This window comes from Intrasporangium sp., assembly GCF_051961875.1.
Taxonomy (GTDB): Bacteria; Actinomycetota; Actinomycetes; order Actinomycetales; family Dermatophilaceae; genus Intrasporangium_A.
Genome location: NZ_JBQCCV010000156.1, coordinates 1 through 11850, shown reverse-complemented (window position 1 = coordinate 11850; position 11850 = coordinate 1). Strand labels below are relative to the sequence as shown.

The window sequence follows — 11850 nt, the reverse complement described above, 5'->3', positions numbered from 1 at the left end:
CCCCCCTGCCCCCCCACCCCCCAGCCGTCGGGGGGTGGGGGCGCCCCCGGCGCCCCCCGCCGGCCCCCCCCCCCGCGGCATACCTGTCTCGGGGAGGGTGCTGCACCAGCGGCCGTCTCGGGTCGTGGGAAACCCCTTGTGGCCATGGTGAGCGCGCGTACCTTGGAAGACATGACGCGGCGTCAGGTACTCATCCTTATCCGCCGCGGCGAGTCCAGGTAGTCAGCGACCTCGCCGCGGAGAACCCGCGACGCCTCCAACGCTGACTGGCTCGCCCTCAAAGGGCTGGAGCCCCCGGACCGCACATCACCAGACGAACGAACAGGGACTGATCATCATGACCGAAGAAGCACAGGCTGCCCGCCGCGCACTGCAGGAGAGCATGGACCTGCGGGAGCAGGGCCACACCGACGAGTGAGCCAATCAGCACGAGTGACCCCCACTCACCAGACACCGAAGGGCTCGGCCGAGTTGGCCGGGCCCTTCGTCGTGTTCGCTTCCTGAGATGTGGATCCCACATCACAAGACGAGCCCTAGGCTGTGGCCCATGGCAGACGCAGACCGCACCGACTCGTTGTCCATCGCCGTCATCGGGGGTGACGGCATCGGTCCCGAGGTCGTCGCCGAGGGCCTCAAGGTCCTCGACACGATCGGGAGCTCGGGCGGTCCGAAGGTCTCGACGACCGACTACGACCTCGGCGCGCAGCGCTGGCACCGCACGGGCGAGACGCTGCCCGCGGGCATCGTCGATGAGCTGCGCCAGCACGACGCCATCCTGCTCGGCGCGATCGGCGACCCGACCGTCCCGTCCGGGGTGCTCGAGCGCGGCATCCTGCTGCCCCTGCGCTTCCAGCTCGACCACTACGTCAACCTGCGCCCGGCCAAGCTCTACCCGGGCGTCGCGAGCCCCCTCGACCTCGACCGGGTCGCCCCGGAGGGGATCGACTTCGTCGTCGTCCGCGAGGGCACCGAGGGCCCGTATGTCGGCAACGGCGGCGCCCTGCGCGTCGGCACCCCGGCGGAGATCGCGACCGAGGTCAGCGTCAACACTCGGTACGGCGTCGAGCGGGTCGTCCGCGACGCCTTCGCCCGGGCCCAGGCCCGGCCCCGCAAGCACCTGACGCTCGTGCACAAGCACAATGTCCTCACCCATGCCGGCCACCTCTGGCGGCGCACGGTCGAGGAGGTCGCCGCGGAGTTCGCGGACGTCGAGACGGCCTACCAGCACGTCGACGCGGCCACGATCTTCCTCGCCACCGACCCCGGCCGCTTCGACGTCATCGTCACCGACAACCTGTTCGGCGACATCATCACCGACCTCGCCGCGGCCATCGCCGGCGGCATCGGCCTCGCCGCCTCCGGCAACATCAACCCGGACCGGACGGCGCCGAGCATGTTCGAGCCGGTCCACGGCTCCGCGCCCGACATCGCCGGCCAGGGCAAGGCCGACCCCACGGCGACGATCCTGTCGGTCGGCATGCTGCTCGCCCACCTCGGCCACGACGCCGACGCGGCGCGCATCGAGGCGGCCGTCGCGGCCGACCTCGCCGAGCGCGGCGACGCCGCCCGCTCGACCCCACAGGTCGGCGACGCCATCGCGTCGCGCCTCTGACCGGGCCAGGCACACCCTCACCTGTGCCGCTCAGCTGGCTGAGCGGCATACGACTCCTGCTCGTCGGGCTCGCTTTCGCTGTCTCACCATGTGGGCGATAGCCTGACGACGATCACCGCCGATCCCTGGAGGTTCCCCATGACGGACACGACGTCCACCCGCTCCGCGCTCTCCTTCGAGGTCAGCCGCCGGCCCGACCCCGCGCAGGCCGAGACGATCGCGCAGGTCCACGAGAACCCGGGGTTCGGCAAGACCTTCACCGACCACATGGTCGTCATCGACTGGTCCGCCGACGAGGGATGGGCGAACGCCCGCGTGCAGCCCTACGGCCCGTTCCAGCTCGACCCCGCGGCGGCCGTCCTGCACTACGCGCAGGAGATCTTCGAGGGCATGAAGGCCTACCGTCACGCGGACGGGTCCGTCTGGACGTTCCGGCCCGAGGCGAACGCCGCCCGGTTCGCGAACAGCGCCAGGCGGCTGGCCCTGCCGGTGCTCGAGGCCGACGACTTCATCGAGTCGCTGCGTCAGCTGGTCGCCGTCGACAAGGCCTGGGTGCCCGAGCCCGGCGAGAGCGGCGAGAAGAGCCTCTACCTGCGCCCGTTCATGTTCGCCTCCGAGGCGTTCCTCGGGGTGCGCCCGGCCAAGCACGTCACCTACGCGGTTATCGCGTCGCCGGCCGGTGCCTACTTCGCCGGTGGGCTGAAGCCGGTCAACCTGTGGATCTCGACGCAGTACGCGCGCGCCGGCGCCGGCGGCACGGGCGCGGCCAAGTGCGGCGGCAACTACGCGTCCTCGCTCGCCGGGCAGCTCGAGGGCATGGAGCACGGCTGTGACCAGGCCGTCTTCCTCGACTCTTCGACACACACCCACATCGAGGAGCTCGGCGGCATGAACCTCTTCCTCGTCTACAAGGACGGGCGGATTGTCACCCCTGAGCTGACCGGCTCGATCCTCGAGGGCGTCACGCGCAGCTCGATCCTCGAGCTGGCCAAGCAGGAGGGCCTCACCCCCGAGGAGCGGCCGGTGCCGATCCAGGAGTGGAAGGACGCCGCCGACAGCGGCCAGCTCGCGGAGGTCTTCGCCTGCGGCACGGCGGCCGTCATCACCCCGGTCGGCGAGCTGCGCTGGGAGGGCGGCTCCTGCGACCACCGCCAGTCCGGGCACGAGGACACGATCGCGATGAAGCTCCGCTCGACGCTCCTCGACATCCAGTACGGCCGCGCCGAGGACACGCACGGCTGGATGACCCGGCTGGCCTGACCGACGTGGAGCGCCCCCGGCTCGTCGCGACCGACCTCGACGGGACGCTGCTCCGGTCGGACGGCACCCTGTCCGACCGGACCGCCCAGGTCCTCGTCGCCGTCGAGGAGGCCGGCATCGAGGTCGTCTTCGTGACCGCGAGGCCGCCTCGCTGGCTCGACGCGCTCGCGGACGCGGTCGCCGGGCACGGGACCGTCATCTGCGGCAACGGTGCCTTCGTCTACGACGTGGGTGCGCGCACGGTCCTGTCGGCGAACGGCTTCGAGGAAGTGGTCGTCCGCTCGCTCGTCGCCGACGTGCGGGCGGCCGTGCCGGACGTCGCCTTCGCAGCCGAACGGGCCTCGGGCCTCTGGTTCGAGGCGGGCTTCGCCCACGACCCGCTCCACCCGGTCCCCGAGGACGCCGTCGAGGCGCCGATCGAACAGCTGGCGGGGGAGCCGGTCGGCAAGCTGCTCGCGCGGTCGCGGTCGCTGCCGGCCGCCGACTTCCTCGAGCGGGTCAGCGAGGTCGTGGGGGAGCGGGCGAGCTTCGCCTACTCCGGTGCCGGAGGACTGGCGGAGATCAACGCGGCCGGCGTGACCAAGGCCGTGGTGCTCGAGCGGTGGGCGGCCGAGCTGGGCATCGGGCCGGAGCACGTCTGGGCCTTCGGTGACATGCCCAACGACCTGCCGATGCTCGTCTGGGCGGGGGTCGGCTGGGCCGTCGCGAACGCGCACCCGGACGTGGTTGCGGCGGCCGACGCCCACTGCGGCGCCAACGACGAGGACGGTGTGGCCCGAGCGCTCGAGCCGCTGGTCGCCCAGTGAGCAGCCGGGATCCACGATCTGGACGGGAGACCGGGGCTTCTGGCCGGTCGGTTACCGTGACCCTTGTGATGAAGCACCTCGTGGCCACCGCCACGCTCATTATCGCCTAGCGCGACGAGAGACCCTCGTCGCGCAGACCTCCCGAACCCTGGGGGGTCTTTTTGTTTCCCGACCCACCCCGGAGGGGAACGCCGCAGGCCGACCGGGCTGAGCGGCACACGAGAAGAGCACCGAGAACGACGGAACCAAGGGACAGAGCATGGAAGCGCTCCACGTCTACGACACGACCCTGCGCGACGGCGCCCAGCAGGAGGGGCTCAACCTCTCCGTGTCGGACAAGCTCGCCATCGCGGGCCTGCTCGACGGGCTGGGGGTCGACTTCATCGAGGGGGGTTGGCCGGGCGCCAACCCGAAGGACACGGAGTTCTTCGAGCGGGCGGGGCGCGAGCTCGCGCTCGAGCGCGCGACCCTGGTGGCCTTCGGGGCGACGCGTCGGGCCGGCTCGTCCGCGGCCGACGACCCGCAGGTGCAGGCCCTGCTCGACGCCGGCACGTCCGTGGTCTGTCTCGTCGCCAAGTCACATGTCCGGCACGTCGAGGAAGCCCTGCGGACCACCCTCGAGGAGAACCTCGAGATGGTCCGGGACACGGTGAGCCACCTCGTGGCCCAGGGCCGCCGGGTCTTCCTCGACGCCGAGCACTTCTTCGACGGCTGGCACCTCGACCGCGACTACGCGCTCCGCGTGGTCAGCACCGCCCGCGATGCAGGCGCGGAGGTCGTCGTCCTGTGCGACACGAACGGCGGGATGCTGCCGCATCAGGTCGAGCAGGTCGTCGCCGACGTCATCGCCTCGACGGGAGCCCGCGTGGGCGCCCACTGCCACACCGACACCGGGTGCGCGGCCGCGAACTCGGTCGCCGCCGTCCGCGCCGGCGCCACGCACGTGCAGGGCACCGTCAACGGCTACGGCGAGCGCACCGGCAACGCGGACCTGCTCACGGTCGCCGCCAACCTCCAGTTCAAGCTCGGCCTCGACCCGCTCGACCCCGACGCCTTCCGCCAGGCGATGCCGGTCGCGCACGCCATCAGCGAGATCACCAACGTCCCGGCCTACAGCCGCCAGCCGTATGTCGGCGCGAGCGCTTTCGCGCCCAAGGCCGGCCTGCACGCGAGCGCCCTCAAGGTCGACCCGGACCTCTACCAGCACATGGACCCCGCCCGGGTCGGCAACGGCATGCGCACCCTCGTCTCCGACATGGCCGGGCGGGCGAGCATCGAGCTCAAGGCGCGCGAGGCGGGCCTCGACGTCTCGGCCCGGCCCGAGGTGGTCGCCTCGGTCCTGGCGGAGGTCAAGGAACTCGAGCTGCGGGGCTGGACCTTCGACGCCGCCGACGCGTCCGTCGAGCTGATGCTGCGCCGCGCCCTCGAGCCGGGCTGCACCGACTACTTCGACGTCGAGTCGTGGCGCGTCATCACCGAGGCGACCGGCTCCGGCGGGGCCGTGTCGGAGGCGACGGTGAAGCTGCACGCCGACGGCCAGCGCACGGTCGCGACGGGGGAGGGCAACGGGCCGGTCAACGCCCTCGACCACGCCCTGCGTCAGGCGATCGCCGTGGCCTACCCGGAGATCGAGAAGCTGGAGCTGATCGACTTCAAGGTGCGCATCCTCGACGCCTCGCACGGTTCCGACGCCGTGACCCGCGTCCTCATCGAGACCTCGGACGGCGAGACCTCGTGGAACACGATCGGGGTCGGCGAGAACGTCATCGAGGCGTCGTGGCGGGCGCTCGTGGACGGGCTCGTGCACGGTCTGGTCCGGCAGGGTGTCCCGATTCGCTGACCGACCCGCCTGGGTTCTCGCCCGCCGGCCTCAGGTCCGGCGGAACCGGTAGACCCGGGGATGGAGCCAGCCCGGGCCCGACTGGAGGGGCGCGTCGTCGACGAGCCTCCATCCCTGATAGGCGGTGATGAGGTCGTCGCGAGTGACCCCTCGCGGTCCCGGCCTCCGGCCCGGCTCGAAGGCCATGAGCACGAGAGTGGTCCCCGGCTCGCAGATCCTGTTCTCCGCGTCGACCAGTGCCCGTCGGCTCGCATCCGACATGCCGTGGAAACAACCGGCGTCGAGGACGAGGTCCCAGGACGGCTCCACGAGGTCGGCCAGGTGGCGGATATCCCCCTGGATGAAGTCGACCTCCACCCGGGCCTCGGCCGCTCTTGCCCGTGCGGCATCGAGCGCGCGCGGAACCGCGTCGACCCCGGTCACCAGCCAGCCCCGCTTGGCGAGCGCGACCGAGTAGCGCCCCTTGCCGCATCCCACGTCGAGGGCCCGGCCGTGCGGCGGTGGTTCATGGTTCTCCTGCTCCGCGAGCAGATCGAGGACCTGGTCACCTTCCGCCGGGATGGGACCACCCCGGTCCCATGGGGTGAACCCGACACGGTAGAGCGCTCGGAACAACAACGTCATGGCCTCCACCCCTCCCGCGGGGCTCACCGGCGCCTCGCCCTTCGATTGTTGGCACCGGCCCATCACCCTGTCCAGAGCGTCGCGCTCCGAAAGAGGCCTGCCTCAAGGGCCCCGGAGCGGCCGGCCGTCGAGCACACTGGGACGATGTCCCTTCCCACCGCGCCGCAGTGGTTCGGCGTCGTGCTCGACTGCCCGGATGCGTCCGAGCTGGCCCACTTCTACCAACGGCTCACCGGTTGGCGGCTGTTCAAGGACACCCCCGAGTGGGCCACCCTCGCGCCCGACGAGACGTCCGGCTACAACCTCGCCTTCCAGCAGGAGCCGAACTATGCCCGCCCGATTTGGCCGAGCCGGCCCGGCGAGCCGATCATGATGCTCCACCTCGACCTGCAGGTCGGCGATCTCGATGCGGCGGTGGCCCACGCGGTGGACCTCGGTGCCGAGCTCGCCGAACACCAACCCCAGGAGGACGTGCGGGTCATGCTCGACCCCGCGGGCCACCCGTTCTGCCTCTACCTCGACGCGGAAGAACCCACCGCCGGCACCTGAGCGAGCAGGCCGTCGAGGGTGCCGAGCAGCCGGCGGCGCAACCGCTGACCACGCTCGCTGAAGCCGCGCTGTGCCGCGACGTACTCCGCCTTGCCCTCGGGCGTCTCGATCGGTACGGGCTCGTAGCCGAGCTCGCGCAGGTCGTACGGCGCCGCCCGCATGTCGAGCTCGCGGATGTCGCGGGCGAGCTCGAACGCGTCAAGGGTGAGGTCGCTGCCGATGGCGGGGGAGAGCTTCATGGCCCACTTGTAGAGGTCCATCCCGGCATGGAGGCATCCCGGCTGTTCGTATGCCGCCTGGGCCGCCCGGGTGGGCCGCAGCAGGTTGCGCGGGGCGGCTTCCGGCGTGAAGAACCGGTACGCGTCGAAGTGGGAGCAGGCGATCTGGTGCGCCTCGACGACGGCGTCGGTGCCCTCCTGTCCGAGTCGGAGCGGCCAGGTGGCGTGCCGGACCTTCTCCGGGCTGAGGCGGTAGACCATGGCCCACTCGTGCAGGCCGAAGCAGCCGAACCGTCCCGGTCGATCGGCGGTGCGCGACACGAGGTCGCGGACGAAGCGCACGGTGTCTCCGCGGGCGCCGAGGAAGGCATCGACGTCGACGTGAACGAGGTCGCCGGTGGCGACGTAGAAGCGCCAGTTCTGTTGCGGGACAGCCGTGCTGGTAGCAAGCGCGATGCCCGCGCCGGGGTGCCACCGACGGATCTGGGCCGGGGTCCACGGGTAGTAGGTGAAGAGGAAGTCCTCGACCGGGTGCTTGCGGCCGTCCGCCCGTCGGGCACGGTAGCCGGCCGTGAGCGCGTCGACCCGTGCCTCGTGGGCACCCGTCGCGGCGCGCCACTCGGCCTCGGTCAGGGTCTGCACCCCACAAGGGTAGGCGCCTGCGGGGCCGCAGCGACGGAGGGCACTGAGCGGCATACGGAGGCCTCTCTAGACTGAGCGACGTGCGCATCGCGAGGTACACGACCGGGGACGACCCGGCATACGGCATCGTCCAGGGCGACCCGGGGAACGAGGTGATCACTCCGCTCGCCGGCGACCCGCTCTACGTCGGGCTGCAGCCGTCCGGTGACGGCCCCGTCATGCTCGACGACGTCCGGCTGCTCGCGCCCGTCATCCCGCGCTCCAAGGTGGTCGCCATCGGCAGGAACTATGCCGACCACGCCAAGGAGATGGGCGGCGACGTACCCGAGGAGCCGCTGATGTTCTTCAAACCGAACACCGCGGTCGTCGGCCCGTTCGACCCCGTCGTGCTCCCGCGCGGGAGCGAGGAGATCTCGTACGAGGGCGAGCTCGCGGTCGTCATCAAGACGATCACCAAGGGTGTCAAGGCCGAGAACGCCGCCGAGTGCATCTACGGCTACACGATCGCCAACGACGTGACGGCCCGCGACTGGCAGCGCCGGGACGGCCAGTGGTCCCGGGCCAAGGGGTTCGACACGAGCTGCCCGCTCGGCCCGTGGATCGAGACCGAGCTCGACCCGTCGGACCTGTCGATCCGGACGACCCTCGAGGGCGAGGTGCGCCAGGACGGCCGGACCTCCGACATGGTGCACGGCATCGCCGGGCTCATCGAGCACATGTCGGCGGCGTTCACGCTGCTGCCGGGCGACGTCATCCTCACCGGGACACCCGCCGGCGTGGGCCTCGTCGAGGCGGGCCAGCAGGTGACCGTCGAGATCGAGGGCATCGGCTCCCTGACCAACACGTTCGTCCGACGCTGAGCACTAGGCTGGCCCGTTGTGAGTGAGTCGACTGACCCCCGTATGCCGCTAAGTCCCGTCCCCGACGACAGCCAGGTCGAGGTGCGGCCGGCTCCCGAACCGCGGCGGAGCACCTCGGACGGGTCCGGGCCGGTGCGCACCCGTGTCGCGCCCTCCCCGACGGGCGACCCGCACGTCGGGACCGCCTACATGTCGCTCTTCAACCTCGCCTTCACCCGTCAACAGGGCGGCCAGTTCGTGCTGCGGGTCGAGGACACCGACCGGGCGCGGTTCCGGGAGGACAGCGAGGCGCAGCTCTACGACACCCTCGCCTGGCTGGGCCTGCACTGGGACGAGGGGCCGGACATCGGAGGGCCGTTCGCGCCCTACCGGCAGTCCGAGCGCCTCGACACCTACCGGCCCTACGTCGACCGGCTGCTCGAGGACGGGCACGCCTACTACTGCTGGTGCTCCAAGGAGCGCCTCGACCAGATGCGCGAGATCCAGCAGAAGACGAAGCAGCCGACCGGCTACGACCGGCTCTGCTACGGCAAGACCCGCGAGGAGCGGGCCCAGCTGCCCGGCTTCACCGAGACGCCCGTCGTGCGGATGCTCATCCCGGATGACGCGCCACTGACCTTCGACGACGTCATCCGGGGCAAGGTCTCGGCGCCGCGCCCCGACGACCAGGTCATCCTCAAGGCCGACGGCTTCCCGACCTACCACCTCGCAGTCGTCGTCGACGACCACCTGATGGGGATCACCCACGTGGTCCGCGGCGAGGAGTGGATCAGCTCGACGCCCAAGCACATCCTGCTCTATCGCTGGCTCGGCCTCGAGCCGCCCAAGTGGGCGCACATGCCCCTGCTGCGCAACACCGACAAGTCGAAGATCTCGAAGCGCAAGAACCCCGCCGCGCGTCTGACCTGGTTCAGGGAGCAGGGCTACCTGCCCGAGGCGCTCGTGAACTTCCTTGCGCTGCTGGCCTACCCCCCGCAGCAGGACGCGGAGGGCAACGACGTCGAGGTCTTCACGTTCGAGGACTTCTCCAAGAGCTTCGACTGGAGCAAGGTCAACCCGATCGGCCCCATCTTCGACCTCAAGAAGCTCGAGTGGCTGAACGGCGTCTACATCCGGGCCCTCGAGGTCGGCGAGCTCGCGTCGCGCCTCCTGCCCTACCTCGAGGAGGCGGGGGTCCTCTCCGGCAGCCCGTCGCTCGGCGAGCTCGCCCGGCTCAAGGCGGTCACCGAGCTGATCCAGACACGGATGGCGCTCCTGACGGAGGCGCCGGCACTCGTCGCCCCGTTCTTCGTCGCCGACGACCAGCTCGAGATCCAGCAGGACGCGCGGGCGCAGCTCAAGGACGACGCGGCGGGCGTGCTCGACGAGGCGATCAAGGTGCTCGGCGACATCGACGACCATGGCACCGGCGTCCTCGGCACCGGCAGCGGGTGGAACGCCGCGGCCATCGAGGAGGCGCTCCGCTCGGCCATCGTCGAGGGGCTCGGCATCAAGCCCCGGTTCGCCTTCGGTCCGCTGCGCACCGCCGTGTCCGGGGCCCGGATCTCGCCGCCGCTGTTCGAGTCGATGGAGATCCTCGGCAAGACCTCGACGCTGAACCGCCTCCGCGGGCTGCGCGACTCGCTCTGACGTGACCGGCGAAGGGGAGCGCCAGGAGCCGTTCTGGCCGCTGCACGGCATCCGGCTGGGCACGCCCGACCTCGAGCTGCACGTCATGACAGAGGCCGACCTCGAGGAGGTCTGGCAGGCGCTGCCTCCCGACCTCGAGCTCGACCCGGGCGCCACAAGCTATGAGGGCCTCGGCGGGCGGGGGAACCGTCGTGCCGTCGTCGCGCAGGGCTACTGGCACGCGTTCGGCACCTGGTCCCCCAAGGGGTGGGCCCTGCCGTTCGTCGTGCGGCGCGAGGGCCGGGTGATCGGCGGGCAGTGGCTCGAGGGGCCGGAGTGGGCAGCCGATCGGACCGTCGACTCGTCGTCCTGGCTGGTGGCCTCCTCACGCGGCAAGGGTCTCGGCCGGCAGATGCGCGGCGCCGTCCTCGAGCTCGCGTTCGGCAGCCTGGGTGCCGTCGCCGCGGTCACGTCCGCCTACGTGGAGAACGCCCCGTCGCTCGGGGTCTCCCGCGGGCTGGGGTACCGCGAGACCCACACGTCCGTCCTCGAGCACAACGGCCGCCGCCTGCAGCACCTGCGCATGGAGGCAGCCGAGTGGCGTGAGGCCGGCCACGGTGCCCCCGTCACGGTCCAGGGTGTGGCGGCTGCCATGCCGTTCTTCGGGTTGGGAGCTGCGCGTGACTGAACGGACCCTCGAGAGCGAACTGAGCGGCATACAGGCCCTTGTCCTCGACATCGACGACACGATCGTGGACACGCGGGCGGCCATGACGGACGCCGGCACGCACGCCGCGCGTGCGCTCTGGCCTGGTACGGAGCACGCCCACGCGGACCTCGCGCTGCACTACTACGAGGACCCGGGCCGGTGGTTCCGCCGCTATGCGTCCGGAGAGCTGACCATCGAGCAGATGCGCCTGGGGCGGCTGCGCGACCTCGCGGAGGCGTTCTCTCTGGAGCTGCCCGAGGACGCGCACGACCGCTATCTGGCGGCCTACCTGCCGGCCTTCCGCACGGCCCAGCGGCTCTTCGGCGACGTTCCCGCCCTGCTCGCAGCAGCGGACGGGGCCGGTGTCTCGGTCGTCCTGCTCACGAACTCCACGCACGTGGACACGATGATCAAGCTCGAGGCGCTGGAGCTCGACGAACGCTTCGACGGGATCATCGTGACGACGGACACGCTCGGTTTCGGCAAACCCGACCGGCGGGTCTACCTGGAGGCGTGCCGTCTCGTCGACGCCGACCCCTCACGGTCCGTCTGCATCGGCGACAGCCTCGAGTGGGACGTCGTCGGTGCCATCGCCGCCGGGCTGCGTGGCGTCTGGCTCGACCGTGCTGGGAGGGGGTCGGTCGGGCACGTGTCCGTGCGCAGCCTCGATGAGATCACGGCCGTGCTCGTCGCGGCCCCGGGGGACGCCGTCTCCGGCCCCGACAACGGCCGATTTGGGTCCTCGCGAGGGGACCGGTAGTATTCCTCTTCGGTTCGCCCCGCAGCGTGCTTCGGCCCGCTCGGACGTGAAACCCATTGGGGTATGGTGTAATTGGCAACACAGCTGATTCTGGTTCAGCCATTCTAGGTTCGAGTCCTGGTACCCCAGCCAAGGTCCACTCCGGTGGGCCGAATTGGGAGAAATCCGAAGTTCACGCTAAGGTTTCTTCTCGCGCCGGGTTCGCTCGGCACACCGCATGGCCCCGTTGTGTAGCGGCCTAGCACGCCGCCCTCTCAAGGCGGTAGCGCCGGTTCGAATCCGGTCGGGGCTACCATGCACGAAGGCCCGGATCCCTCGCGGATCCGGGCCTTCGCCGTGTGCGGGAGACGCGCAGCCGCCCC

11 protein-coding genes and 2 tRNA genes are annotated in these 11850 nt (G+C 70.9%); 11 read left to right on the top strand and 2 right to left on the bottom strand.

Annotation, left to right across the window (positions count from 1 at the left end):
- The first annotated feature begins 547 nt into the window (after nt 1-547).
- The 4 genes from ACTHJJ_RS09465 to cimA all read left to right on the top strand — a co-directional run bounded on the left by ACTHJJ_RS09465 (nt 548) and on the right by cimA (nt 5518).
- Nucleotides 548-1612 carry a 3-isopropylmalate dehydrogenase gene (locus ACTHJJ_RS09465; protein WP_440302691.1) on the top strand — a complete coding sequence of 355 codons (1065 nt, stop codon included), beginning with the start codon at nt 548-550 and terminating at the stop codon, nt 1610-1612.
- A 138-nt stretch (nt 1613-1750) separates the two neighbouring features.
- Complete coding sequence (locus tag ACTHJJ_RS09460) at nt 1751-2872, top strand: branched-chain amino acid aminotransferase (protein WP_440302690.1); 1122 nt, start codon at nt 1751-1753, stop codon at nt 2870-2872.
- A 5-nt stretch (nt 2873-2877) separates the two neighbouring features.
- Nucleotides 2878-3678, top strand: a complete 801-nt coding sequence (locus tag ACTHJJ_RS09455) for a Cof-type HAD-IIB family hydrolase (protein WP_440302689.1) — start codon at nt 2878-2880, stop codon at nt 3676-3678.
- 259 nt (nt 3679-3937) lie between these two features.
- Nucleotides 3938-5518 carry a citramalate synthase gene (gene cimA / locus ACTHJJ_RS09450; RefSeq protein WP_440302688.1) on the top strand — a complete coding sequence of 527 codons (1581 nt, stop codon included), beginning with the start codon at nt 3938-3940 and terminating at the stop codon, nt 5516-5518.
- 30 nt (nt 5519-5548) lie between these two features.
- On the opposite strand, the gene ACTHJJ_RS09445 is transcribed toward cimA, so the two are convergent.
- The gene (locus ACTHJJ_RS09445) at nt 5549-6142 is read right to left on the bottom strand and encodes a class I SAM-dependent methyltransferase (protein WP_440302687.1); all 594 of its coding nucleotides are present in this window, start codon (nt 6140-6142) and stop codon (nt 5549-5551) included.
- 144 nt (nt 6143-6286) lie between these two features.
- On the opposite strand from ACTHJJ_RS09445, the gene ACTHJJ_RS09440 reads away from it, so the two are divergent.
- Nucleotides 6287-6691 (top strand): VOC family protein, encoded by a 405-nt coding sequence (locus ACTHJJ_RS09440; RefSeq protein ID WP_440302686.1) that lies wholly within the window; start codon nt 6287-6289, stop codon nt 6689-6691.
- Here the strand turns inward: ACTHJJ_RS09440 and ACTHJJ_RS09435 are convergent.
- Entirely contained in the window at nt 6655-7551 is an 897-nt protein-coding gene (locus ACTHJJ_RS09435; protein ID WP_440302685.1) for a 3-methyladenine DNA glycosylase, read from the bottom strand. The two genes, ACTHJJ_RS09440 and ACTHJJ_RS09435, sit on opposite strands and share 37 nt — an antisense overlap.
- Nucleotides 7552-7631: 80 nt before the next feature.
- Here ACTHJJ_RS09435 and ACTHJJ_RS09430 point away from each other — a divergent pair, with 80 nt between their 5' ends.
- The 6 genes from ACTHJJ_RS09430 to ACTHJJ_RS09405 all read left to right on the top strand — a co-directional run bounded on the left by ACTHJJ_RS09430 (nt 7632) and on the right by ACTHJJ_RS09405 (nt 11783).
- Complete coding sequence (locus ACTHJJ_RS09430; RefSeq protein WP_440302684.1) at nt 7632-8411, top strand: fumarylacetoacetate hydrolase family protein; 780 nt, start codon at nt 7632-7634, stop codon at nt 8409-8411.
- 42 nt (nt 8412-8453) lie between these two features.
- Complete coding sequence (gltX, locus tag ACTHJJ_RS09425; RefSeq protein WP_440302692.1) at nt 8454-10040, top strand: glutamate--tRNA ligase; 1587 nt, start codon at nt 8454-8456, stop codon at nt 10038-10040.
- Between the two features lies 1 nt (nt 10041).
- Entirely contained in the window at nt 10042-10707 is a 666-nt protein-coding gene (locus tag ACTHJJ_RS09420) for a GNAT family N-acetyltransferase (protein ID WP_440302683.1), read from the top strand.
- A complete protein-coding gene (locus ACTHJJ_RS09415) occupies nt 10700-11488 on the top strand; it encodes an HAD family hydrolase (protein ID WP_440302682.1) in 789 nt (262 codons plus the stop codon). Before ACTHJJ_RS09420 ends, ACTHJJ_RS09415 begins: the two co-directional genes overlap by 8 nt.
- Before the next feature lie 57 nt (nt 11489-11545).
- A tRNA-Gln gene (locus ACTHJJ_RS09410) sits at nt 11546-11620 on the top strand.
- 87 nt (nt 11621-11707) lie between these two features.
- Nucleotides 11708-11783 (top strand) — tRNA-Glu (locus ACTHJJ_RS09405).
- Nucleotides 11784-11850: the final 67 nt, after the last annotated feature.

Bases quoted from the DNA above. Each gene is read 5' to 3' on its own strand.
- ACTHJJ_RS09465 (WP_440302691.1), top strand. From the start codon at position 548: ATGGCAGACGCAGACCGCACCGACTCGTTGTCCATCGCCGTCATCGGG.
- ACTHJJ_RS09460 (WP_440302690.1), top strand. From the start codon at position 1,751: ATGACGGACACGACGTCCACCCGCTCCGCGCTCTCCTTCGAGGTCAGC.
- cimA (WP_440302688.1), top strand. From the start codon at position 3,938: ATGGAAGCGCTCCACGTCTACGACACGACCCTGCGCGACGGCGCCCAG.
- ACTHJJ_RS09445 (WP_440302687.1), bottom strand. From the start codon at position 6,142: ATGACGTTGTTGTTCCGAGCGCTCTACCGTGTCGGGTTCACCCCATGG.
- ACTHJJ_RS09440 (WP_440302686.1), top strand. From the start codon at position 6,287: ATGTCCCTTCCCACCGCGCCGCAGTGGTTCGGCGTCGTGCTCGACTGC.
- gltX (WP_440302692.1), top strand. From the start codon at position 8,454: ATGCCGCTAAGTCCCGTCCCCGACGACAGCCAGGTCGAGGTGCGGCCG.